The organism is Arthrobacter sp. NEB 688, from assembly GCF_013201035.1.
Classification (GTDB): domain Bacteria; phylum Actinomycetota; class Actinomycetes; order Actinomycetales; family Dermatophilaceae; genus Phycicoccus.
This window is the reverse complement of sequence record NZ_CP053707.1, coordinates 551,542-575,392: the sequence shown is the minus strand read 5'-3', so window position 1 is coordinate 575,392 and position 23,851 is coordinate 551,542. Positions and strand designations below refer to the sequence as shown.

The window sequence follows — 23,851 nt, the reverse complement described above, 5'->3', positions numbered from 1 at the left end:
ACCTCACCTGACCGAGACCGGGGCCGGGATGTGGTGGGTCCCGATCCGCTTGCGGAACGTGTAGTAGGTGTACGCGGTGTAGAGGAGCACGATCGGCGTGAAGACGAGCGCCGCGCCGGTCATGATCTTCAGGGTGAGCGGGCTGCTCGAGGCGTTCTCGATGGTCAGCGACCGACCGCCGGCGAGGCTCGTCGGCATGACGTCCGGGTAGAGCGCCAGGAAGTACGTCGCCACCGTGGTCGCGGCGGTGACGGCCGTCCCGACGAACGCCCAGCCCTCGCGGCCCCTCGTGTTGGCGTAGATCGCCGCGAGGAGCGCGACCGCCGCGACGACGGTGGTCGCCCACGACCACACCGAGCCGGTCGAGACGCCCAGCCACAGCAGCGTGACGACGGCGAGGCCGGCGGTCACGAGCCCGAGGACGGTGCCCATCCGGCGGGCGTCCTCGCGGATCGAGCCGCTGGTCTTCAGGGCGAGGAAGAACGCGCCGTGGGTCAGCGAGAGCGCCAGCACCGTCAGGCCGCCGAGGAGGCTCAGCGGGTTGAGCAGGGTGAGGAGGTTGCCCGCGTACTCGGAGTCACCGTCGAGCGGGACGCCGCGCACGACGTTGGTCAGCGCGACCCCGACGAGCAGGGGCGCGGCGACCGAGCCGCCGATGATGGCGATGTCCCACCGCTTGCGCCACGTCGCGTCGTCACGCTTGCCGCGGTACTCGAAGCCCATGTTGCGCACGATGAGCGCGACGAGGACGAGCAGGAGCGGCAGGTAGAACGCGGAGAACATCGTGGCGTACCACTCGGGGAAGGCGGCGAAGGTCGCGCCGCCGGCCGTGAGGAGCCAGACCTCGTTGCCGTCCCAGTGGGGGCCGATGGTCGTGAGCATGACGCGGCGGCGCTTCTCGGTGTCCTCGGCGTCGCGGCCGGCGCCGAGCGAGGGGAGCAGGGCGCCGACACCGAAGTCGAAGCCCTCGAGGACGAGGTACCCCGCCCAGAGGAGGCCGATGAGGCCGAACCAGAGCAGCTGCAGAGTGTCCATGGTGTGAGTCCCGGTGGTCAGTAGGCGAACTGGAGGGGGGCGTCCTCGGGGACGTCCGTGTGGTCGGCCGGGTCCTCGAAGGGCTCGGCGCCGCGGCGGACGTAGGTGAGGAAGAGCTTGACCTCGACGACGGCCAGGGCCGCGTAGAGGAGCGTGTAGACGACCATCGACACCCAGACCTCGCCGACGCTCACCGAGGGCGAGACGCCGGTGGCGGTCGTCATCAGGCCGTAGACGAGCCAGGGCTGGCGGCCCATCTCGGTGAAGATCCAGCCGAAGCTGTTGGCGAAGATCGGCAGCAGCGGGGCGAGGACGGCGACCCAGACCCACCACCTCGACTGCGGCGCACCGTTCTTGCGCGTGACCCAGAGCGCCGCGGCGCAGAAGAGCATCGTGAGGAAGCCGGCGCCCATCATCAGGCGGAAGGTCCAGTAGGCGACCGGGACGATCGGCGTGTAGTCGTCGGCGGTGACGAGCGCGGCGACCTCGGGGCCGTACTGCTGCCCGACCCGTTCGGCCATCGCGCGCTCGGAGACCTTGAGGTCGTTGATGCCCTCGACCGTGCCGTCGAAGCTGCCGGTGCCGAGGAAGGAGAGCAGGCCGGGCACCTGGATGACGCGGGTCGCGGTGCTGCCGTCGAGCGGGCCGATGGACAGGACCGAGAACGGCGCGTTGCTCGTGGTGTCGTAGAGCGCCTCTGCCGCAGCCATCTTCATCGGCTGGACCTCGGTCATGATCTTGCCCTGGACGTCACCGGAGACGATGACGCCGAGCGAGGCGACGAGGGAGACGACGGCGCCGACGCGGACGGCCTTGCGGTACACCGGGGCGTCGTCGGTGGCGCGGTCCCGGCGCAGGAGCCAGAGCGCCACGCCCATGATCACGGCGCCGCCGACCATGTAGGCCGACATCACGACGTGGGGGAAGGTGACGAGCTGCACCTTGTTGGTGAGCACCGCGATGAAGTCGGACATCTCGGCGCGGCCGGTCTCGGGGTTGAACCGGAAGCCGACCGGGTGCTGCATGAACGAGTTCGCCGCGAGGATGAAGTACGCGGACAGGACCGTGCCGACGTGCACGAGCCACATCGAGCTCGCGTGGAGCCTCTCGGGGATGCGGCCCCAGCCGAAGACCCAGACGCCGAGGAAGGTCGACTCGAGGAAGAACGCGAGCAGCGCCTCGAAGGCGAGCGGTGCGCCGAAGATGTCGCCGACGAAGCGGGAGTAGTCCGACCAGTTCATCCCGAACTGGAACTCCTGGACGATGCCGGTGACGAGACCCAGCGCGAAGTTGATGAGGAAGAGCTTCCCGAAGAACTTCGTGAGGCGGTAGTACTCGGGGCGGTGCGTGCGGACCCACTGCGTGTGGAAGTACGCGACGACCCCGGACATCCCGATGGTCACCGGGACGAAGAGGAAGTGGTAGACCGTCGTGATGGCGAACTGCCACCGGGCGACGTCGAGCGAAGATCCCATGCCTTGCTCCTGGAGCGCGTGTAGTACGACGTGACGTAGTACAAACTACACAACGTCGTAGATCACGCCCAGCCGGAGCCGTGTGAGGCGGGCCACGCAGGGTCACCTCACCGGCCGGCCGCCACGACACGGGGGTTCGTCGACGAGACCCCGGCACCGAGGTCGCGTCTCGTCGACATCTCGGGGTTGACCCCGAAATGTCGATGCTTCGCGCGCTGGTGGGATCGCCGCTCAGGCGTCGGGGTAGCCGTGCGGGTTGCGCGACTGCCAGCGCCAGGTGTCGGCGCACATGTCGTCGACGGTGCGCGTCGCCTGCCAGCCCAGCTCGGCCTCGGCGCGCGAGGGGTCGGCGTAGGAGGCGGCGATGTCGCCCGGCCGGCGCTCGACGACCTCGTGCGGCAGCTCGTGGCCGCAGGCCCGCTCGAACGCGTGGAGCAGCTCGAGGACCGAGGTGCCGTGACCGGTCCCGAGGTTCCACGTCGACACGGCGTCGTCCGTGGTGCCCAGCCGGGTCAGCGCCGCGACGTGCCCGGCCGCGAGGTCCTCGACGTGGATGTAGTCGCGCACGCCCGTGCCGTCGGGGGTCGGGTAGTCGCCGCCGAAGACGAGCAGCTTCTCGCGCCGCCCGACCGCGACCTGCGCGATGTACGGCATGAGGTTGTTCGGGACGTCGGACGGGTCCTCGCCGATCGTTCCCGAGGCGTGCGCGCCGACCGGGTTGAAGTAGCGCAGCAGCGCCACGCGCCACGTGGGGTCGGCGGCCGCGACGTCGCGCAGCACCTGCTCCTGCATCACCTTGGTCCAGCCGTACGGGTTGGTGGCCGAGGTCGGCAGGTCCTCGTGCATCGGCACGGGGGCGTCGGCGCCGTAGACCGTCGCGGAGGAGGAGAACACGAGCCGGCGCACGCCGTGGCGGCGCATGGCGCGCACGAGCGAGAACGTCGAGCCGAGGTTGTTCTCGTAGTACTCCAGCGGCTTCTCGACGCTCTCGCCGACGGCCTTGAACCCCGCGAAGTGGATGACCGCGTCGAACGCCTCGTGCGCGAAGAGGTGCTCGGTCTTGTCGTGGTCGGTCAGGTCGAACGAGCGCACGTCGAGCGGCTGCCCGGTGATCGCCTCGATGCGCCCGACGACCGTGGGCTTGGCGTTGGCGAAGGAGTCGACGACGACGACGTCGTGGCCGGCCTCCACGAGCTGGACGACCGTGTGGGACCCGATGTAGCCGGCACCGCCGGAGACGAGGACGCGCATGGCGTCGACCCTAGCGCCGGGAGCGCCGGGAGCGGTGGGGTCAGCGGTCCTCGGGGAGGACGACGCTCAGCACCCACGAGACGAGGGTGATGACGACGGCCGCGAGCACGGCGTCCCAGAAGAAGTCGTCGATGGTGAACGACAGCCCGAGCCCGTTGCTGATCCACTCGGTGATCTGGAGCATCAGCGCGTTGACGACGAACGTGAACAGCCCGAGCGTCAGGATGATGAACGGGAACGAGAAGAACGTCGCGATCGGCTTGATGACCGCGTTGACGAGCCCGAAGACGAGCGCGACGAGGACGACCGTGAGGATCTTGCGGCCCGTGGAGACCTGGTCCTCGGCGAGGTTGACCCCCTGGACGACGAGGGCGGCGACCCAGAGGGCGACGGCGTTGATCCCGACCCGGATGAGGAAGTTCGTCACCGCTCGATCATGACAGGTCAGGAGCCCCGGGTGCTGGACCTGCGGTGGCGCATCCGGCCTACATCTCCTCGTGCGTGTCGGGGTCGCCGTCGAAGAGGCGCCCGTCGGCGCGGCGGAGGCCGGTGATGGCGGCCATCTCGTCGTCGGTCAGCGCGAAGCCGGTGACGTCGAGGTTCTCGCGCTGGCGGGCCGGGGTCGCGGACTTCGGCAGCGGCATCGAGCCGAGCTGCACGTGCCAGCGCAGGATGACCTGCCCGGGCGAGACGTCGTGGGTCGCGGCGGCCGCGGCGACCGGGTCGGCCCCGAACGGCGCCTGCCGCTTGCCGAGCGGGCTCCAGGCCTGGGTGAGGATGCCGAGCCGCGCGTGGACGGCGCGCATCTGCTCCTGCGGGAAGAGCGGGTGCAGCTCGACCTGGTTGAGCGCCGGCGTCACGCCCGTCTCGTCGATGACGCGGGTCAGGTGCGCCTCGGTGAAGTTGCTGACGCCGATGGTGCGCACGAGCCCCTCGCGCTGCGCCTCGACGAGGGCCTGCCAGGCCTGCGGGTAGAGGTCGCGGCTCGGGTTCGGCCAGTGGATGAGCGCGACGTCGATCTGCTCCAGGCCCAGGGTGCGGGCGGAGTCGCGCAGCGAGGTGAGCGCGAGCTCGCGCTCGTGGAAGCGGCCGGGGACCTTCGTCGCGACGCGCACCTCCTCGCGGGGGACGCCGCTGCGGCGCAGGGCCTCGCCGACCTCGGCCTCGTTCTCGTAGTTGACCGCCGTGTCGAGGTAGCGGTAGCCGGCCTCGAGCGCGGAGACCATCGCCGCGATGCCCTCCTCGCCCTTCAGGGGATAGGTGCCGAAGCCGACGAGGGGCGCGGTCGTGCCGTCGGAGAGCCGGTGCGGGGTGGGGTCGGAGGCCATGCGCCCACGCTAGCCGCGGCACGTCCCCGGTCCGGTCCCACCCGTCGAGCGAACAGGACGCGCCGTCCGGGCCCACGGGCGCGCGGCGCGTCCTGCTCGATCGATCGGGTGCACGGCCGGAGGGCGGCGGCGGCCGGTGGGTGCGGTCCTACAGTGGGGGCCATGACCGACGACCTCACCGCCGAGGCCGCGGCGCGCCCCACCCCGGTGCGCCTGCGCGACGCCCTCGGGTCCCTGCCCGCGTACGCCCCCGGCAAGCCGGCCACCGTCCGCGAGGGCCTCGTCACGTACAAGGCGAGCAGCAACGAGAACCCGTTCCCGCCGCTGCCGTCCGTGCTCGACGTCGTGCGCGACGCGGCGGGCGGCATCAACCGCTACCCCGACATGGCGGTCGGCGCCCTCACCGAGGCGATCGCCGCCCGGCTCGGGGTGCCCGCGGCGCGCATCTCGACGGGGCCGGGCTCGGTCGGCGTCCTCGACCAGCTGGTGCGCGCCACGTGCGACGACGGCGACGAGGTCCTCTTCGCGTGGCGCTCCTTCGAGGCCTACCCGATCCTCACGACGCTCGCCGGCGCGACGCCCGTCATGGTGCCGCTGGCGCCGGGCGAGCGCCACGACCTCGACGCGATGGCCGACGCGGTCACCGAGCGGACGCGGCTCGTCCTCGTCTGCACGCCGAACAACCCGACGGGCACGACGGTCGGCGCCGACGAGCTCGAGGCCTTCCTCGCCCGGGTGCCGCGTGACGTCGTCGTCGTCATCGACGAGGCGTACCTCGAGTTCGTCGACGCCCCCGACGCGCCCGACGCCCTCGCGGTGCACGAGGCCCACCCGAACGTCGTCGTCCTGCGGACCTTCTCGAAGGCCTACGGCTTGGCCGGCCTGCGGGTCGGGTACGCCGTCGCGCACGAGCCGGTCGCCCAGGCGCTGCGGAAGTCGGCGCTGCCGTTCGGCGTCAACTCGTTGGCGCAGGTCGCGGCCCTCGCCTCGCTGGAGGCCACCGACGAGCTCGACGTGCGCGTCAAGGAGCTCGTCGCCGAGCGCGAGCGGGTCGTCGCGGCGCTGCGCGAGCAGGGCTGGGACGTGCCGCAGCAGCAGGCGAACTTCGTCTGGTTCCCGCTCGGGGACGACACCCCGGCCTTCGCGGCGGCCTGCGACGAGGCCGGCCTCACCGTCCGGCCGTACGGCACCGACGGGGTGCGCGTCACCGTCGCCGAGACCGAGGCCAACGACCGCCTCCTCGAGGTCGCCGGCGCCTGGCGCGCCACCCACCCCGCCTGACGCCCCGCGCCCCTCTCCGCGAACGTGTGTGAACACGCCGGTGATCCCCGGCGTGTTCACACACGTTCGTCCGCACCCCCTCCCTGGCGCGAGCGGTGGCGCGGGAACTGGGGTGATCGCCCCATCTCCCGCGCCACGAGCGACGCCACCGACGCAGCCACCGGCGTCGCGCGGGTCGGGGGCAGGGCAGGATGGCGCGCGTGCGCATCCTCCTGACCGGCGCGGCCGGGTTCATCGGCACGGCGACCTGGCGCGAGCTCGTGGCCGAGGGCCACGACGTCGTCGCCGTCGACCTGCTCCTGCCCGAGGCCCACGCGGCCACCACGCGCGACGACCCGCCGGCCGGCGTCCACGTCCTCGACGTCCGCGAGGCCGGGGGATGGGCCGACCTCCTCCAGGGCTGCGACGCCGTCGTCCACCTCGCCGCGATGGTGGGTGCCGGGGCCACCGCCGCCGACCTGCCGCTCTACGCCGGCCACAACGACCTCGGCACGGCGGCGCTGCTCGCCGCGATGCACGCCGAGGGGGTCGGCCGGTTCGTCCAGGCGTCCTCGATGGTCGTCTACGGCGAGGGGCGCTACTCCTGCCCGCAGCACGGCCCGCAGGCGCCCGGCCCCCGCACCCGCGAGGCACTCGACGGCGGCGAGTTCGACAACCCGTGCCCGGTCTGCGACGGCCCGCTCGACTGGGAGCTCGTCCCCGAGGACGCCCCGTTCGACGCCCGCAGCAGCTACGCCGTGAGCAAGGTCGCCCAGGAGGGGTACGCCGCCGCCTGGGCCCGCCAGGCCCCCGGCGCCGCCGTCTCGCTGAGGTACCACAACGTCTACGGCCCCGGGATGCCCCGCGACACCCCCTACTCCGGGGTCGCGGCGATGTTCCGCTCCTCGCTCGAGCGCGACGAGCCGCCGACCGTCTACGAGGACGGCCGCCAGATGCGCGACTTCGTCCACGTCGCCGACGTCGCGCGGGCCAACCTCGCGGCGGTCCGCGGGGTGCTCGCGGCCCCGGTCGCCAGCCACCGCGCCTACAACGTCTGCTCGGGCACGCCGATCGCCATCGCCGACGTCGCCCGCCACGTGGCGGCCGGCTCCGGGCGCGACCTCGAGCCGCGGGTCACCGGCCAGTACCGGATCGGGGACGTGCGCCACGTCGTCGCCTCGCCCGAGCGGGCCCGCGAGGAGCTGGGGTTCTCGGCGTCGGTCACGCCCGAGGAGGGCCTCGGCGCCTTCGCGACGGCTCCGCTGCGCGCCTGACCCGCCCGCGGGTGACCGGCCGGCGCGGCTCAGTTGCGTGCTACGCCGCAGTAAGTGCTGCCAGAGCAACGGTTACTGCGGTGTAGCCGGCGACGGGGTCGCCACGGGCTCCGGTGCCGGCTACGCCGCAGTCAGTGCTGCTCCAGCGACGGTTACTGCGGTGTAGCCGGGACCGCTGGTCACCAGACGGTGCGGACGAGGTGCTGGACGAGCAGGGCCAGCACCCCCTGGCCGACGAGGGCCGGCCGGCGCCAGCGCTCGGGCAGCCACAGCGTGCCGAGGAGCATCCACGGCACGAACGGCAGCCAGATGCGCTCGACCTCCGCCTTGCTCATGAGCGAGAGGTCGGCGACGGCGACCATCCCGACCCCGGCGGCGAGCAGCGGACCGACGGCGCGCTCCCACGCGGCCGACGACGCGCGCCCGGCCGCGGTGACCAGCCGCACCACAGACCGCGAGGCCGCCGCGACCCCCGCGGGCAGCGCGAACCCGGCGCAGAGGACGAGCGCGCCGAGGTTGCCGACGACCCAGTACCAGGCCGGCCGGCGGCTCGCGACGTCGCCGGGCGCCCAGTAGCGGTCGTGGAGGACGGGGAAGGCCTCCCACCAGGCGAACCCGAGCGCGGCGAAGACGAGGACGACCCCGAGCGCGACGAGCGCAGCCACCCCGGCGACCCGCACCCGCACCACCCACGACACCCGGGCCGCGAGCAGGACCCCCACGGCCAGCAGGCCGGCGAGCACGAGCCCGTAGGACTCCATCACGCACCAGCCGAGCAGCAGCCCGGCGACGACGGCGAGCACCCAGCGACGGCCGCCCCCGGCACGCAGGGCGGCGGCCAGCGCGGCCATCCCCCAGGCGACCGTGGCCGCGAACACGGCGTCGGCCGAGACCGCCGCGATGACGGCCGAGGGCCCGACGACGAGGAACGGCAGCGCGCGGCGGGCGGCGTCGCGGGCGCCGAGGCGGTCGAGGGTCACGGCGACGGCGACGGGCGTCGTGGCGGCGACGGCGACGACGAGCGGCCCGGCGACCTGCCAGGCGCCGAGCCCGATCCGGTCGAGGCCGATGAACATGAGGACCGCGCCCGGCGGGTGGCCGGCCAGGTGCACCGCCCAGTGCCCGGGGGCGTCGAGCGGGATGCGCGAGACGTAGACACGCAGCATCTCGCCGACGTCGTCGATCTTGCGGGCGCTCTCGAGGTACTCCGTGCCGTGGTCCAGGACCCGGCCGAGCCCGGCGTACCCGTCGACGAGCGCGAGCGACACCATCCAGACGGCACCGACCAGCCACGACGCGAGCAGCAGGCGCCCCCAGGGCATCCGCGCGACGACGTCGGGCAGGCGCGGGTGGGCGAGCGCCGCGACGACGAGGACGGCGACCACGCTCGACGGCCCGTACCGCAGGACCCAGTCGCCGATGAGCGGCGCCGCGCCCCCGGCGACGACGTCGACCCCCGTGACGACCGGCACGAGCACGGCGAAGCCGACGAGGAGCGCCCCCGCGAGGAGCCCCCAGCCGGCGCGCCGACCGGCGCGGTCGACCTCCGGCGCGGGCGGTCGGGTCGTCACCGGCGCGGAGGTCATGCCCCCAGCATGCCCTGCGGAACGGGCCCTCCCGCCCGGGTGGGACCACCACCCACCTCCGACGTCGCACCCGGCCGTCTGCTCGCTCGGCGCGTCCGCACCCCCGCGACCACCTACGCTCCTCTCCGTGACCACCTGCGACCTCGTGCTGCCGTGCCGTGACGAGGCGGCCGCCCTCCCGGGCGTGATGGCCCGCGTGCCCGAGGGCTTCGCCGTCATCGTCGTCGACAACGGCTCGCGTGACGGCACCGCCGAGGTCGCCCGCGGCCTCGGCGCCACCGTCGTCGAGGAGTCCCGGCCCGGCTACGGCGCCGCGGTGCACGCCGGTGTCGAGGCGGCGAGCGCCGAGTACGTCGCGGTCCTCGACGGCGATGGCTCGATGGACCCCGCCGAGCTCGTGCCGCTCCTCGCCGAGGTCCGCGACGGCACCGCCACGATGGCCGTCGGCCGCCGTCGCCCCGGAGCGCGCGGCGTCTGGCCGTGGCACGCCCGCACCGGCAACGCCGTCGTCCTCGCCTGGCTGCGCCGGCGCACCGGCCTCGCCGTGCGCGACATCGCGCCGGCCCGCGTCTGCCGCCGCACGGACCTGCTCGACCTCGGGGTCGAGGACCGTCGCTTCGGCTACCCCGTCGAGCTGCTCGTCCGCGCGCAGCGGGCCGGCTGGACGATCACCGAGCACGACATCACCTACATGCCGCGCGCGGCCGGCACCCGCTCCAAGGTGTCCGGCTCGGTCCGCGGGACGCTGCGGGCGGGCCGCGACTTCGCCCGCGTCCTCGCGACGGAGGCCGGCCGATGAGGGGCAGCATCCTCGTCATGGCCAAGGCCCCCGTGCCCGGTCAGGCCAAGACCCGCCTCGCCGCCCGCGTCGGCGACGAGGCCGCCGCCGACCTCGCCGCCGCCGCCCTCCTCGACACCCTCGACGCCGCCGCGCAGGTCTGGCCGCGCGGCCGTCGCGTCCTCGCGCTCGCCGGCGACCTCTCGCAGGCCCTGCGCGAGAAGTCGATCCGGCGGATGGCCGCCGACTGGCACGTCGTCCCCCAGGGCGGTGGCATCTTCGCCGAGCGCCTCGTCGACGGCCACCGGCAGGCCCACCGCCTCGCCGGCGGGCCGGTCGTCCAGGTCGGGATGGACACGCCGCAGGCCCACCCCGACCAGCTGCGCGCCGTCTCGGACGCCGCCCACGAGCACGACCGGCCGGTGCTGGGCCCCGCGCTCGACGGCGGCTGGTGGGTGCTCGTGACCACCCACCCGCACCAGGCCCGGGTCCTCGCCGGGGTGCCGATGAGCCGCGCCGACACCGGCCGCCTCACGGCCGCGGCGCTCGCCGACGCCGGCCACGCCCCCGTCGAGGGTCCGGCGCTGCGTGACGTCGACGAGGTCGAGGACGCCGAGGCCGTCGCCCTCGAGGCGCCGGGCACCCGCTTCGCCGAGCGGTGGCGCTCGCTCGTGCTCCTCCCGGACGCCGAGCGCGGCAGCACGGGCGCGACCCGATGAGCGAGCGGGCGCTCCGCGGCGTGGCCGCGCGCCTCGACGCCCGCATCCCCCGCCCGGAGGACTTCGACGACACCCTGCGCGGGCCCCGCACGGCGGCCCGCATCGGTGTCTGGCTCGGGCCGGCGTTCGTCGTGTGCTTCCTCACCGGCGTGTTCAGCCACGCCCTCCAGCACCCCGGGTCCTTCCCGCTCCCCACCGGCCCGACGCGCCTCTACCAGGTGACGCAGGGCCTGCACGTGGCCGCCGGGACGGCCGCCGTGCCGCTCCTGCTCGTCAAGCTGTGGTCGGTGTTCCCGCGCTTCTTCGAGCGCCCGCCGCTCGCCCCGAAGCGCCTCGTCCTGCACCTGCTCGAGCGCGTCTCGGTCTTCCTGCTCGTCGGGTCGGCGATCTTCCAGCTCGCGACCGGGCTGGCCAACTCCGCGCAGTGGTACCCGTGGCGCTTCGACTTCATCCGGTCGCACTACGCGATCGGATGGGTCGCCGTCGGCTCGGTCGTGCTCCACGTCGCCGTCAAGCTGCCCCAGGTGCGGGCCGCGTTCGGCGCCCCGCCCGAGACCCGGCCGGCCCGTGCCGGCACGCCGTCACGCCGCTCGCTGCTGCGCACGACGTGGCTGGCCTCCGCCGTGGCGGTCGTCGCGACCTCGGCCGTCGAGCTGCCGGGGCTGCGCCGGGTCGCGCTGCTCGCGGTCCGCTCCGGCGACGGGCCGCAGGGCATACCGGTCAACCGCAGCGCGGTCGGGGCGCTCGTGGCCGACCTCGCGGTCGACCCGGCATGGCGGCTCAAGGTCACCGGGCCCACCGGCACGGTCGAGCTCTCGCGGGACGAGCTCCTCGCGATGCCCCAGCGCTCGGTCGTCCTCCCCATCGCCTGCGTCGAGGGCTGGAGCGCCAGCGGCACGTGGGGCGGCGTCGCCGTCCGCGACGTCGTGGCGCTCGTCGGCGGCACGACGTCCGACGACGTCCTCGTCCGCTCGCTCCAGCCGCGCGGCGCCTACCGCGAGAGCACGCTGCCCTCGGCCTGGGTCGCGCGCACCGACTCGCTGCTCGCGCTCTCGCTGGCCGGCGAGCCGCTGGACCCCGACCACGGCTACCCCTGTCGGCTCATCACCTCGGCCAGGCCCGGTGTGCTGCAGACCAAGTGGCTCGGCGAGGTCGAGGTGGTCCGGGCATGAGGGCCGCGCGGGCCCTGCTGGGCGTCGTCGGGCTGGCCGCCCTCGCCTGGGGGCTGCTGCTCGTCTCCGACCTCGGGCCGCAGGTGGTCGACGTCCTCGTGTGGGTCGTCGGCGGCATCCTCGCCCACGACGCCGTGCTCGCCCCGGTCGTCGTCGGTCTCGGGGCACTGCTCGGCCTCGCCGCCCCGGCGTGGATGCGCCCGCCGCTCGTCCGCCTGCTCGTCGTCCTCGGGCCGCTCACCCTCGTCGCCGTCCCGGTGCTCGGCCGCTACGGCGCACGCCCGGACAACCCGACGCTGCTCGACCGCCCGTACCGCACCGGGTGGCTGGTCATCGCGGCGGTCGCGGTGCTGCTCACCGTCGTCGGCGCCGTGCGCGCCCGTCGCGCTCAGCCCGTCGACGAGATCGAGCCGCGCCCGTAGGGGTGCGGGCGCTGCGCCACGACGTCCGACAGCCGGGCCAGGCTCGCGGCGTCCCAGCCCTCCGGGCGGGTGATGGCCACCCACGCCCGCAGGTTGGCCGGCGCGGAGTAGAGGTGGCCGTAGCCCATCGGGACGCTACCCGCGCCGGGCAGGTCGAGGAGCACCTGCACCATCGTCACGAGCGGGAACCAGCCCATCCGCGGTGAGACGTCGGGCCCGCGCTGGTCGGCCCGCAGCCAGGCCGGCGGGGTGGAGGCGAGGTCGGTGCTGAAGAACACGACCGGGTCGGAGGCGTGCTGGAGGTAGACGACCCGCGTCGGCCCCCACTGCCCGGGCGTGCGGTCGACGTCCCGGGTCTCCGACGCGAAGCGCACGGTGCGCCCGCCGCCGTACACCGGCAGGGACGCGGGGCTGCCGGCGTCCCGCTCGGCCACGAGCTGCTCGTGCACGGGGCTGACGAACGGCGGGCCGACGAGCAGCGCCCCGTCGATCGGCTCGTTGATGAGGTTGAAGGAGCCGAGGATGCTCTCGACCCCGTAGGCGCCGAGCGAGAGGCCGTAGAGGTAGAGACGCGGGCGGCTCTCCTCGGGCAGCGTCGACCAGTAGCGGTGCACGGCCGAGAACACCGCCTGCGAGGTCTCGCGGGCCGAGTCCTGGTCGGCGAGCAGCGAGATCCAGCTCGGCAGGTACGAGTACTGCACGCCGGCGATGGCCGTGTCGCCGTTCCAGAGGTACTCGAGCGGGTCGGTGCCGTTGCGGTCGAGGTAGCCGGTGCCGGTGGTCGTCGCGAGGACGAGCACCTTGCGCTCGAAGCCCCCGGTGCGCTGGAGCTCGCGCAGGACGAGCTGCGCCCGCTCGTCGGCCGTCTCGGCGCTGCGCAGCCCGACGTAGACGCGCACCGGCAGGCGGGCCCCGCCGCCGGTCACCGCGTTGATGGCGTCGACGGTCGGGCCGCCGGACACGAACCCGCGGCCCTCGGCGCCGAGGTCGGCGAAGTCGACGAGCGACCCGGGGCCGCCCGAGCGCACCGGCGCCGTCGGGGCGCGTGAGCCGGCCGAGACGACCTGGTCGGACGGGGCGAACAGCGCGTTGGCGCCGGCGAAGAAGGCGTTGACGAGCACCCCGGTGAACGCGGCCCAGAGCCCGACGACGACGAGCGTCCCGCCGAGCAGCGCTGAGACGCGGCGGGGCATCCGGCGGTTGAGGCGGCGCCGCACGCCGAGGAAGGCCGCGACCACCGTGCGGGTGACGAGCAGGAGCCCGACCGCCGTCAGCACCGTGACCGCCGCGACGAGGGGCCAGCCGTCGGGGCCGATCGGCGGCATCCCGTAGAGCAGGCGGATGTCGTTCTGCCAGCCGACCTGCTTCCAGGCGGCGAGGACGAGCGCCGCGACCGCCACCGCGGCGGCCGCGCCGACGACGCCCTCGTGCACCCGCCCGCGCAGCCGGGGGATGCCGAGGTAGGCGCGCAGGGCGGACAGGGCGGTCCCGGCCGCGTAGCCGAGGAAGAGGCTGACCCCCGAGATGGCGCCCTGGACCACCGAGGGGCGCGGCAGGAGCGAGGGGGCCAGCGACGCGGCCAAGAAGACCGCCCCCAGGAGCAGCCCCGGCCCGGAGAACCTGGCCTCGGTGATCCGCGAGGGGGCGCCGAGCGGGGGCTCGAACCGTTGCAGGCGGGCGCCGGTCGCGGCGAGGCGGGCGACGAGCGGGACCGCACGACCGCGCGCGCCGCCCGGTCGTGCGCGCGTCTGCAGTGTCATCGTCCCTCGGGTGTCGTCGTCCCTCGGCCGCCTCGTCCCGGTGCGCGGCGGCGGCCGCACGGGTCAGCGTACGGCGGGCGTCACGGCCGTCACGAGGAACGGACGGCCGTCGGGGCAGGCGTCGTACGCCGTGTCGTCGGGCGCCCCGGTGACGGCGAGGCGCTGACCTGCGGAGACCTCGGGGACGGTGCCCCGCAGGGCCCAGCGCTCCCCGGCGTCGGTGGTCACGTACGTGCAGCCGCCGCCGGTCGAGGCGACCTCGACGGTCGCCTCGGTGAAGCGGCCGCGCGCGCCCTGCGACGGATCGGGCGTGGAGGTCGCGCCGGGGTCGGCCGGCGCCTCCGTCAGCGGCGCGGAGGCGGGGGGTGCGGCGCCCCCGGGGCCATCCGACGAGCCGCAGCCGGTGAGGGCGAGGACGGTCCCGGTGACGAGGACGGCCAGCGGCCGGGCGGCGGAGGTCATCCGGCCACTCTGCCCGTTCCCGGGATGGGCCGCGCGCCGGGTACGGTGGCCCCGACACCGGCCGTGACCCCTGCCACACCCCGCAGCGACGTCGCGACGCCCCCGAGAACGGCCCCCCACACCGGGGCCCGAGAAGGAGTGCCCAGTGAGCGACAACGAGGTCGCCCCCCTCGAGACCGCCTTCGGCGTCGACCACCACGTGACCACCGCGGAGGCTCCCGAGCGCCCGGCCCACGAGGGTGGTCCCGAGATGGTCCAGCTGCTCAGCCCCGAGGGTGAGCGCGTCCCCCACGCCGAGCTCGACGCGCTCGTCGACGAGCTGTCCGACGAGGCCCTGCGCGGCCTCTACCGCGACCTCGTCCTCGTGCGCCGCTTCGACGCCGAGGCCACCGCGCTCCAGCGCCAGGGCGAGCTCGGCCTGTGGGCCAGCCTGCTCGGCCAGGAGGCGGCCCAAGTCGGCTCCGGCCGCGCGATGCGCCGCCAGGACTACGCCTTCCCGACCTACCGCGAGCACGGTGTCGCCTGGACCCGCGGCGTCGACCCGGTCAACCTCCTCGGGATGTTCCGCGGCGTCAACCACGGCGGCTGGGACCCCAACGAGAAGAACTTCCACCTCTACACGATCATCATCGGCGCCCAGACGCTCCACGCGACGGGCTACGCGATGGGCGTGCAGCGCGACGGCGACGTCGGCACCGGCGACGGGGCCCGCGACACCGCCGTCATCGCCTACTTCGGCGACGGCGCGACCTCGCAGGGCGACGTCTCGGAGGCGCTCGTCTTCGCCGGCGTCAACAACAGCCCGGTCGTCTTCTTCTGCCAGAACAACCAGTGGGCCATCTCCGAGCCCAACGAGAAGCAGACCCGGGCGCCCCTGTGGCACCGGGCCCGCGGCTTCGGCTTCCCCGGCATCCGCGTCGACGGCAACGACGTCCTCGCCGTCTGGGCGGTCACCAAGCAGGCGCTCGACGCCGCCCGCTCCGGCCAGGGCCCGACCTTCGTCGAGGCCTTCACCTACCGGATGGGCGCCCACACGACGTCCGACGACCCGACGAAGTACCGCGTCTCGGCCGAGGTCGAGGTCTGGAAGCACCGCGACCCGATCGAGCGCTACAAGCGCTGGCTGACGACCACCGGCACGGGTGACGCCGAGTTCTTCGACGCCGTCGACGCCGAGGCCGACGAGCTCGGCGCCTCGGTCCGCGAGCGCTGCCTGTCGATGCCCGACCCGCAGCCGTCCGAGATGTTCGACCACGTCTACGCGAGCGAGCACCCGGTCACCGCGCGCGAGAAGGAGTGGTTCGCCGGCTACCACGCGTCGTTCGAGGAGGAGGGGGCCCGATGAGCACCACGACGATCGCCAAGGGCATCACCTCGGGCCTGCGGGCCGCCATGGAGAAGGACCCCAAGGTCGTCCTCATGGGCGAGGACATCGGCAAGCTCGGCGGCGTCTTCCGCGTCACCGAGGGCCTCCAGAAGGACTTCGGCGAGGACCGCGTCATCGACACCCCGCTGGCCGAGGCCGGCATCATGGGCACCGCGATCGGGATGGCCCTGCGCGGCTACCGCCCGGTGGTGGAGATCCAGTTCGACGGCTTCGTCTACCCGGCGTTCGACCACATCGTCAGCCAGGTCGCCAAGCTGCACGCCCGCTCGCTCGGCTTCGTGAAGATGCCGATCGTCATCCGCATCCCCTTCGGCGGCGGCATCGGCGCGGTCGAGCACCACAGCGAGTCGAACGAGACCTACTTCGCGCACACCGCCGGCCTGCGGGTCGTCGCGTGCAGCAACCCGCACGACGCGCACTGGATGATCCAGCAGGCGATCGAGTCCGACGACCCGGTCGTCTTCTACGAGCCCAAGCGGCGCTACTGGGACAAGGGCGAGGTCGGCGACGGCCCCGACGGCGCGCTCGGCTCGGCCCGCGTCCTGCGCGAGGGCACCGACCTCACGCTGCTGGCCTACGGCCCGATGGTCAAGACCTGCCTCCAGGCCGCGCAGGCGGCGCAGGAGGAGGGGCGCTCGATCGAGGTCGTCGACCTGCGCTCGCTCTCGCCGCTCGACGAGGGGGCCATCCTCGCGTCGGCGCGCAAGACCGGCCGCGTCGTCGTCGTCCACGAGGCCTCGACCTTCCTCGGCATCGGCGCGGAGATCTCGGCGATGCTCACCGAGCGCGCGTTCTACGAGCTCGAGGCGCCCGTGCTGCGTGTTGGCGGCTACAACGTCCCCTACCCGCCGAGCCGTCTGGAGGAGGAGTTCCTCCCCGACCTCGATCGGGTCCTCGACGCCGTCGACCGTTCGCTCGCGTACTGAAAGGCGCTGCCGCAGATGGCTCTTCGTGAGTTCAAGCTCCCCGACCCGGGCGAGGGTCTGACCGAGGCCGACATCGTCACCTGGCACGTCGCCGTCGGCGACACCGTCAAGGTCAACGACGTCGTCGTCGAGATCGAGACGGCCAAGTCGCTCGTCGAGCTGCCGGTGCCGTTCGCCGGCACCGTGTCGGCGCTGCACGTCGCCGAGGGCGACACCGTCGAGGTCGGCACGGCGATCATCACCGTCGACGACGGTGTGGGTGGCCCGGCCGCTCCCGCCGCGCCGGCGCCCGCCGCGGCGCAGGAGCCGGCGGCTCCCGCGGCCTCCGCGGCCTCCGGGTCCGACGGCGAGGAGATCGGCGAGGGGCTCATCGGGGGCACGACCTCGACCGGGCGCACCGCCGTCCTCGTCGGCTACGGCGTCAAGCAGACCGAGGCCGTCCGCCGCCCCCGCAAGGGCGCCGCGGCCCCGGCGGCAGCGCCCGCCCCGGCCGCATCCCCGTCCCCCGCAGCCGCCCCCACCGCAGCGCCGGCCCCCGCCCCCGTGCAGAAATCGACGAATGTGTCGATTTCTGCACAGCCGGAGGGCGCGACCGGCGCCCGCGCGCTGGCCAAGCCGCCGGTGCGCAAGCTGGCCAAGGACCTCGGGGTCGACCTCGGGTCCGTGACGCCGACCGGCGACGGCGGCGTCGTCACCCGCGCCGACGTCGAGGCCGCGGCTGCGGGGGCCGGTGCGGACGGCGAGTGGTCCCACGCCTACGCCGACGGTGACCCCGACGACATCACGACCCGGTCGGGCGCCGACCGGATGGGCGTCCGCGAGGTGCGCACCCCCATCAAGGGCGTGCGCAAGCACACGGCCCAGGCGATGGTCGCGTCGGCGTTCACCGCCCCGCACGTCACCGAGTGGGTCACCGTCGACGTCACCGCGACGATGGACCTCGTCGAGAACCTCAAGCGCGACAGGGAGTTCCGTGACGTCAAGGTCACGCCGCTCCTCGTCCTCGCCAAGGCGATGTGCGTCGCGGTGCGCCGCAACCCCGGCATCAACGCCGCCTGGGACGAGGCCGCCCAGGAGATCGTGCTCAAGCACTACGTCAACCTCGGCATCGCGGCCGCGACGCCGCGCGGCCTCGTCGTCCCGAACATCAAGGACGCCGACCGGATGACGATGCGCGAGCTCGCCGACGCGATCGCGGCACTCACCGCGACCGCTCGCGAGGGCCGCACGCCCCCGGCCGACATGTCCGGCGGCACGCTGACGATCACCAACGTCGGGGTCTTCGGGGTCGACGCCGGCACGCCGATCCTCAACCCCGGCGAGTCGGCCATCCTCGCGTTCGGCTCGGTCACCCGGAGGCCGTGGGTCGTGGGCACCGGTGCCGACGAGCGCATCGAGCCGCGGTGGGTCACGACCCTCGCGCTCTCGTTCGACCACCGCCTCGTCGACGGCGAGCTCGGCTCGCGCTTCCTCGCCGACGTCGCCGCCCTGCTCGCCGACCCCGCCCGCGGGCTGGTCTGGGGCTGACCGGTGGCGACGGGGGAGCACGGGGTCGTCTTCCCGACGGTCGGTGAGCGACGCTCGACGTCGGCCACCGGCCGCGGGGTCGTCGCGGACGCGCTGCGCCCGGTCGACCCCGTCGGGGCGGGCGCCGCCGAGCGCGAGACCAACTGGCGCAGCGGCTACCTCACGCACTTCCGGCGCCTCGTCGAGGCCGGGCTTCCGAGCTACGCCGACGCGCGATCGGTCGCCGAGGCCGGGCTCGCGTCCGTCCACGACCGGATGCGGTGGAGCCCCGAGGGCGCCGAGGAGCAGCCGCTGTCGGCGGCCGTGACCGATGGCTCCGCGCCCGGGGTCGAGGTCCGCGCCGGCGAGGGTCGCGCCGACACGGCCCTGACCATCCCCTACCGCGGGCGCCGGCTCGCCGGTGACGACCTGCGCCGCCAGCTCGACGCGTGGGTCGACGCCGACGTCGTCGAGCCGAGCCTGCGCGACGCCGTCACCGCCGTCCTCGAGAACCCCGAGTGGCTGCGGCTCGACGGGCGCACCGTCGTCGTCCTCGGCGCGGCGGCCGAGATGGGTCCGCTGCGCTCGCTCCTGCGCTGGGGCGCGACCGTCGCCGCGCTCGACCTGCCGCGCCCGGAGCTGTGGACGCGCCTGCTCGACGACACCCGCGGCCTCGCCGGCACGCTCCTCGTGCCCGCACGCGCGGGTGGCGGCGACCTCGCGCACCGGGCCGGGGTCGACCTGCTGCACGACCTGCCCGACGCCACCGCCTGGGTCGGCGGCCTCGAGGGGCGCCTCGTCCTCGGGAACTACGTCTACGCCGACGGCGCGACCAACGTCCGGGTCAGCACCGCCGTCGACGCCCTGACGCACGCCGTGCTCGCGCGGCGCTCCGACACGGCCCTGTCCTTCCTCGCGACGCCGACCGACGTCTTCGCGGTGCCCGGCGAGGCGGTCGCGGCATCCGTCGAGGCCTACGCCACCCGGCGGACCTCGAAGGTCCTGCGGGTGCCGCTGCGCACGCTCTCGGGCGGGCGCCTGCTGCGGCGCAGCTACGTCCCGGGGACGGAGCCGGGCATCAACGACTCGGTCGTGCTCCAGCAGGGGCCGAACTACCTGCTGGCCAAGCGGATCCAGCGCTGGCGGGCCACCGCGGCGCGCTCCGCCGGCACGACGGTCTCGTTCAAGGTCGCGCCGCCGACGCGCACCCGCTCGGTCGTCAAGAACCGTGCGCTGGCGGCGGCGTACTCGGGTGCGCACCGCTTCGGCGTCGAGGTCTTCGAGCCCGGCACCGCGAACACGCTCATGGCGGCGCTGCTCGTCCACGACCTCGTGCAGGGCTCGCCGGCGCACGACCACCCGTGGCAGGACGAGGCGTACGCGGCGGTGCACGGCGGTCTCTGGCGCACGGCGTACGACCCCCGCAGCGCGCTCGGCCTCGCCGCGCTCCTCGGTGCCGCCTCCGCCCGCTGACCTCCCGCGAACGTGTGTGAACACGCCGGGCTTTCCCGGCGCGTTCACACACGTTCGCGATGAGGGAGGGTGAGCCGGGGTCAGGGGTCGCGGCGATGGGGCGCGAGGCGAGCGGCCTGCCGGGTCAGGTGGTCGCGCTCGTCGGTGCGCGTCGCGGCGGCGGCGGCCTCGGCGTAGAGGCGCGCGGCGTCTGCGAGGTCGCCGGCCCGCTCGTGGAGGTGGGCGGCCACGGCGGCGTACCGGGGCAGCGCCGGGTCGAGCTCGCGCAGGGCCCGCAGCCCGGCCGCACCACCGTCGGCCTCGCCGACCGCGACCGCCCGGTTGAGCCGGTGCACCGGGCTGCCGGTCAGCACGACGAGCTCGTCGTACCACTCGACGACCTGCACCCAGTCGGTCTCCTCGGCCCGCAGCGCGTCGGCGTGCAGCGCCGCGACCGCCGCCTGCGCCTGGTACTCGCCGAGGCGGTCGCGCGCCAGCGCCCCCTGCAGCAGGTCGATGCCCTCCGCGGCCATCTCGCGGTCCCACCGTGAGCGGTCCTGCTCGGGCAGCGGCACGAGCCGGCCGTCGGCATCCCGCCGCGCCGGCCGGCGGGAGTGGTGGAGCAGGAAGAGCGCGAGCAGGCCGCGCACCTCGGGCTCGTCGGTCAGCGCCACGAGCCACCGCGCCAGCCGGATGGCCTCCGCCGCGAGGTCGACCTCGCCGGCGTACCCCTCGCTGAAGACGAGGTAGAGCACCCGCAGCACGGTGGACAGGTCGCCGGGGACCTCCAGCGGCACGTCGGCCACCGTGCGCTTGGCCCGGCTGATGCGCTGGGCCATCGTCGCCTCGGGCACGAGGTGCGCCTCGGCGATCTGCCGCGTGCTCAGCCCGCCGAGCGCCCGCAGCGTCAGAGCGGTTGCGGCGGAGGGGGACAGCGACGGGTGGGCGCAGAGGAAGTACAGCCACAGGGTGTCCTCCGACGTCGCGGCCGGCCCGGGCGCCGGCTCACGCTCGACCCGCTCCTCGCGCGCCCGGCGCGAGGCGTCCGACCGGACGAGGTCGACGTGCCGCCGCCACGCGACCGTGACCAGCCAGGCCCTCGGGTCGCGCGGCGGCTCGTCGGCCCACTGCTCGTGCGCGGCGAGCAGCGCCTCCTGGACGGCGTCCTCGGCCGACGCGAAGTCGGCGCCGCGGCGGACGAGGACGCCGATGACCTGCGGCGCGAGCTCGCGGACGAGCGAGGGGTCGAGCGCGCTCACTCGACGGCGTTGGGCCGGTCGTCGAGGAAGGGCCGCAGCTCGAGCCACTCGCCGATCGGGATGCCGCCCGCGCCCGGCGCCGACGACAGCACGGACGCGACCTCGAGGGCGCGCTCCTCGGACTCGACGTCGATGGCCATCCACCCGGCGATGAGGTCCTTGGTCTCGGCGAACGGGCCGTCGACGACTGGCGGCTTCCCCTCGCCGTCGAACCGGACCCACATGCCGCCGGGCGAGAGCGCCTGCGCGTCGACGAACTCGCCGCTGGCGCGCAGGTCGTCGGCGAGGTCGTCCATGAAGCGCACGTGCGCGTCGACCTCCTCGGGCGTCCACCGGTCCATCGGCACGTCGTGCACGGCGCCCTTGGGGCCGCGGTAGTGCTTGAGCATCAGGTACTTCGCCATCGGTGTCTCCTCGGTGTGGTGCGGCCCATTCTGGCCGCGCTCACCCCTGGGTCGGAGCCGCCGACGCGTTCTCGACATCCCCGCACCCCCGATCTGGCGCGAACGTGTGTGAACTCGCCGGTGTTCTCCGGCGAGTTCACACACATTCGCGGGAAGTGGCGGCGCGGCGGCGGCCGGCGACCCCGGTGGCGATACCGACGCCGACCACCGCGACGACGATGCCGAGCACCTCGCGCAGCGTCAGGGTGTCGCCGAACGCCGCCCACGCCATGAGGGCGGTGACCGGCGGGCAGACGAAGAAGAGGCTGGAGGACGCCCCGGCGCCGCCCCGGCGCACCAGCAGCCCGAGCAGCAGCAGCCCGGCGACGGAGTTGACGAGCGCCAGCCAGCCCACCGAGACGGACGCCGCCACGGGGTCGGTGACCGACGGCACGCCCTCGAGCAGCGGCGCGAGCAGCGCCAGCGGCGGCACGCAGACCGCGAACTGCACGGTGGCGGACCACAGCGGGTCGGGCGGGTCGCCGTCGTCGAGGTGGAACCAGCGCTGCCCCAGCGTCCCGACGCTCAGCCCGACGAGGCTGAGCAGCCCGAGCCCCACCCCGAGCACGCCACCGGCCTCGTCGACGTCCGGCCCGAGCACGACGAGCACCCCGACGACGCCGAGGACGAACCCCAGCACCTGCAGCCGCCCGAGCCGCTCGCCGAGCACGACCCGGGCGAGCACGACGGTCAGCACCGGGCTCAGCGCGTGCAGCAGCGACGCCAGCGTGGCGCCCATCCCGGCGTCGAAGGCGAGGTACATCAGCGCGAAGACGACGCCGTTCATCATCAGCCCGACGAGGGCGATGCGGCCGAGCACGGCGCGGCGGATCCGCAACGGCCCGCGCAGCCGCCACGCGAGCGCCGCCGTCACCGCGGCCGCCACGACGAAGCGCAGCAGCAGCGCCCAGAACGGCGAGACAGCCTGCACGGCCGCCGGCCCGGCGACGTAGCCGGAGCACCACACGACGACGAACGCGGCGGCCGGCAGCAGGGGCAGCGCCCCGGCGCGCGCGGGGGCGGCGGTCGTCGTCGAGGGCATGCCCGGCCCAACCGAGCCCTCGCGGCGGTTGTTCCGAGGCGGAGGTCACACCGGCGACCCCGCCCCCGCCCCGGCATGATGGCCCCATGAGCTCGTCGACGATGCCGAAGCGCCCCTCCGACCCCCTCGACGTGGTCGACGTCGACTCGATGCTCACCGACGAGGAGAAGGCCATCCGGGCCACGGTCCGGCAGGTCTGCGACGACCTCGTCGAGCCGCACGTCATGGGCTGGTACGAGTCCGGCGATCTGCCGGTGGCGCGTGAGCTGGCCCGCGAGTTCGGCAAGGTCGGCCTGCTCGGGATGCACCTCGAGGGCTACGGCTGCGCCGGGATGTCGTCGGTCGACTACGGCCTGGCCTGCCTCGAGCTCGAGGCGAGCGACTCGGGCATCCGCTCGCTCGTGTCGGTCCAGGGCAGCCTCGCGATGTACGCCATCCACGCGTTCGGCTCCGAGGAGCACAAGCAGGAGTGGCTGCCGCGGATGGCGGCCGGCGAGGCGATCGGCTGCTTCGGCCTCACCGAGCCCGACCACGGCTCGGACCCCGCCTCGATGCGCACCCGCGCCCGCCGCGACGGCGACGACTGGGTGCTCGACGGCTCGAAGATGTGGATCACGAACGGCACGCTCGCCGACGTCGCGGTCGTCTGGGCCAACGCCGGCGAGGAGCACGGCGGCATCCGGGGCTTCGTCGTCCCGACGGACACGCCGGGGTTCGAGGCGCACGTCATCAAGAACAAGATGTCGCTGCGGGCGTCGGTGACCGCCGAGCTGACCTTCAGCGGGCTGCGCCTGCCGGCCGACGCCGTGCTGCCCGACGTCACCGGCCTCAAGGGGCCGCTGTCGTGCCTGTCCGAGGCGCGCTACGGCATCGTCTGGGGATGCCTCGGCGCCGCGCGCTCGGCCCTCGACTCCGCCCGCCGCTACTCGATGGAGCGCACCCAGTTCGACCGGCCGATCGCCGGCTTCCAGCTGACCCAGGCCAAGCTCGCGCACATGTCGACCGAGCTCCAGCTCGGGCGCCTCCTCGCCCTGCACCTCGGTCGGCGCAAGGACTCGGTCGGGCTGCGGCCGGAGCAGGTCTCCGTCGGCAAGTACAACAACGTGACCAAGGCGATCGAGATCTGCCGCACGGCGCGGACCATCCTCGGCGGCAACGGCATCAGCGGCGAGTACCCCGTGATGCGGCACGCCAACAACCTCGAGTCGGTGCTGACCTACGAGGGCACCGTCGAGATGCACACGCTCGTCATCGGGCAGGCGCTGACCGGCGAGGCCGCCTTCCGCTGACGCCCCTCGGTCCCGGCTACACCGC

At 74.3% G+C, this 23,851-nt stretch carries 22 protein-coding genes; 11 read left to right on the top strand and 11 right to left on the bottom strand.

Annotated features, from left to right (window positions below; all coding sequences use genetic code 11):
• Positions 1-3: 3 nt before the first annotated feature.
• From cydB to HL663_RS02775, 5 genes are all read right to left on the bottom strand, one after another.
• Positions 4-1,035, bottom strand: a complete 1,032-nt coding sequence (gene cydB, locus HL663_RS02795; protein ID WP_173026962.1) for a cytochrome d ubiquinol oxidase subunit II — start codon at positions 1,033-1,035, stop codon at positions 4-6.
• Positions 1,036-1,052: 17 nt separating this feature from the next.
• On the bottom strand, positions 1,053-2,510 hold the full coding sequence (locus HL663_RS02790) for a cytochrome ubiquinol oxidase subunit I (RefSeq protein WP_173026961.1): 1,458 nt from the start codon (positions 2,508-2,510) through the stop codon (positions 1,053-1,055).
• Positions 2,511-2,741: 231 nt separating this feature from the next.
• Positions 2,742-3,761, bottom strand: coding sequence for a UDP-glucose 4-epimerase GalE (galE, locus tag HL663_RS02785; RefSeq protein ID WP_173026960.1), 1,020 nt, complete (start codon positions 3,759-3,761; stop codon positions 2,742-2,744).
• 40 nt (positions 3,762-3,801) lie between these two features.
• Positions 3,802-4,188 (bottom strand): phage holin family protein, encoded by a 387-nt coding sequence (locus tag HL663_RS02780; RefSeq protein ID WP_173026959.1) that lies wholly within the window; start codon positions 4,186-4,188, stop codon positions 3,802-3,804.
• A 58-nt stretch (positions 4,189-4,246) separates the two neighbouring features.
• Positions 4,247-5,089, bottom strand: a complete 843-nt coding sequence (locus tag HL663_RS02775; RefSeq protein ID WP_173026958.1) for an aldo/keto reductase — start codon at positions 5,087-5,089, stop codon at positions 4,247-4,249.
• Positions 5,090-5,251: 162 nt separating this feature from the next.
• Here HL663_RS02775 and hisC point away from each other — a divergent pair, with 162 nt between their 5' ends.
• On the top strand, positions 5,252-6,370 hold the full coding sequence (hisC, locus tag HL663_RS02770) for a histidinol-phosphate transaminase (RefSeq protein WP_173026957.1): 1,119 nt from the start codon (positions 5,252-5,254) through the stop codon (positions 6,368-6,370).
• 191 nt (positions 6,371-6,561) lie between these two features.
• Entirely contained in the window at positions 6,562-7,623 is a 1,062-nt protein-coding gene (locus HL663_RS02765) for an NAD-dependent epimerase/dehydratase family protein (protein WP_216842658.1), read from the top strand.
• 179 nt (positions 7,624-7,802) lie between these two features.
• Here HL663_RS02765 and HL663_RS02760 read toward each other — a convergent pair whose 3' ends face one another.
• Positions 7,803-9,209: a hypothetical protein gene (locus HL663_RS02760; RefSeq protein ID WP_216842657.1), complete on the bottom strand. Its 1,407-nt coding sequence runs from the start codon at positions 9,207-9,209 to the stop codon at positions 7,803-7,805.
• Positions 9,210-9,336: 127 nt separating this feature from the next.
• Between HL663_RS02760 and HL663_RS02755 the strand changes: the two genes are divergently transcribed.
• The 4 genes from HL663_RS02755 to HL663_RS02740 are packed head-to-tail and all read left to right on the top strand — an operon-like array spanning position 9,337 to position 12,300.
• A complete protein-coding gene (locus tag HL663_RS02755) occupies positions 9,337-10,008 on the top strand; it encodes a glycosyltransferase family 2 protein (protein WP_286175881.1) in 672 nt (223 codons plus the stop codon).
• Positions 10,005-10,706: a TIGR04282 family arsenosugar biosynthesis glycosyltransferase gene (locus HL663_RS02750; protein WP_173026954.1), complete on the top strand. Its 702-nt coding sequence runs from the start codon at positions 10,005-10,007 to the stop codon at positions 10,704-10,706. The genes HL663_RS02755 and HL663_RS02750 overlap by 4 nt, the downstream gene beginning before the upstream one ends.
• Positions 10,703-11,878, top strand: coding sequence for a molybdopterin-dependent oxidoreductase (locus HL663_RS02745; RefSeq protein ID WP_173026953.1), 1,176 nt, complete (start codon positions 10,703-10,705; stop codon positions 11,876-11,878). Before HL663_RS02750 ends, HL663_RS02745 begins: the two co-directional genes overlap by 4 nt.
• The gene (locus HL663_RS02740; RefSeq protein ID WP_173026952.1) at positions 11,875-12,300 is read left to right on the top strand and encodes a hypothetical protein; all 426 of its coding nucleotides are present in this window, start codon (positions 11,875-11,877) and stop codon (positions 12,298-12,300) included. Before HL663_RS02745 ends, HL663_RS02740 begins: the two co-directional genes overlap by 4 nt.
• Here HL663_RS02740 and HL663_RS02735 read toward each other — a convergent pair.
• On the bottom strand, positions 12,267-14,060 hold the full coding sequence (locus HL663_RS02735; RefSeq protein WP_173026951.1) for an alpha/beta hydrolase: 1,794 nt from the start codon (positions 14,058-14,060) through the stop codon (positions 12,267-12,269). The two genes, HL663_RS02740 and HL663_RS02735, sit on opposite strands and share 34 nt — an antisense overlap.
• Positions 14,061-14,123: 63 nt before the next feature.
• Positions 14,124-14,522, bottom strand: coding sequence for a hypothetical protein (locus HL663_RS02730; protein WP_173026950.1), 399 nt, complete (start codon positions 14,520-14,522; stop codon positions 14,124-14,126).
• Positions 14,523-14,667: 145 nt separating this feature from the next.
• Here HL663_RS02730 and pdhA point away from each other — a divergent pair, with 145 nt between their 5' ends.
• Genes pdhA through HL663_RS02710 form a run of 4 tightly spaced genes read left to right on the top strand, consistent with a single transcriptional unit; the run spans position 14,668 to position 19,814 of the window.
• The gene (gene pdhA, locus HL663_RS02725; protein ID WP_286175880.1) at positions 14,668-15,867 is read left to right on the top strand and encodes a pyruvate dehydrogenase (acetyl-transferring) E1 component subunit alpha; all 1,200 of its coding nucleotides are present in this window, start codon (positions 14,668-14,670) and stop codon (positions 15,865-15,867) included.
• Positions 15,864-16,835 (top strand): alpha-ketoacid dehydrogenase subunit beta, encoded by a 972-nt coding sequence (locus tag HL663_RS02720; RefSeq protein ID WP_173026949.1) that lies wholly within the window; start codon positions 15,864-15,866, stop codon positions 16,833-16,835. The genes pdhA and HL663_RS02720 overlap by 4 nt, the downstream gene beginning before the upstream one ends.
• A gap of 15 nt (positions 16,836-16,850) precedes the next feature.
• The gene (locus HL663_RS02715; RefSeq protein ID WP_173026948.1) at positions 16,851-18,362 is read left to right on the top strand and encodes a dihydrolipoamide acetyltransferase family protein; all 1,512 of its coding nucleotides are present in this window, start codon (positions 16,851-16,853) and stop codon (positions 18,360-18,362) included.
• A gap of 3 nt (positions 18,363-18,365) precedes the next feature.
• Positions 18,366-19,814: a hypothetical protein gene (locus HL663_RS02710; RefSeq protein WP_173026947.1), complete on the top strand. Its 1,449-nt coding sequence runs from the start codon at positions 18,366-18,368 to the stop codon at positions 19,812-19,814.
• Between the two features lie 80 nt (positions 19,815-19,894).
• Here the strand turns inward: HL663_RS02710 and HL663_RS02705 are convergent, their stop codons facing one another.
• From HL663_RS02705 to HL663_RS02695, 3 genes are all read right to left on the bottom strand, one after another.
• The gene (locus HL663_RS02705) at positions 19,895-21,052 is read right to left on the bottom strand and encodes an RNA polymerase sigma factor (RefSeq protein WP_173026946.1); all 1,158 of its coding nucleotides are present in this window, start codon (positions 21,050-21,052) and stop codon (positions 19,895-19,897) included.
• Positions 21,049-21,456 carry a YciI family protein gene (locus tag HL663_RS02700; RefSeq protein WP_173026945.1) on the bottom strand — a complete coding sequence of 136 codons (408 nt, stop codon included), beginning with the start codon at positions 21,454-21,456 and terminating at the stop codon, positions 21,049-21,051. The genes HL663_RS02705 and HL663_RS02700 overlap by 4 nt, the downstream gene beginning before the upstream one ends.
• 136 nt (positions 21,457-21,592) lie before the next feature.
• Complete coding sequence (locus tag HL663_RS02695; protein ID WP_173026944.1) at positions 21,593-22,537, bottom strand: EamA family transporter; 945 nt, start codon at positions 22,535-22,537, stop codon at positions 21,593-21,595.
• 86 nt (positions 22,538-22,623) lie between these two features.
• Here HL663_RS02695 and HL663_RS02690 point away from each other — a divergent pair, with 86 nt between their 5' ends.
• Entirely contained in the window at positions 22,624-23,826 is a 1,203-nt protein-coding gene (locus HL663_RS02690; protein ID WP_173026943.1) for an acyl-CoA dehydrogenase family protein, read from the top strand.
• Positions 23,827-23,851 lie beyond the last annotated feature (25 nt).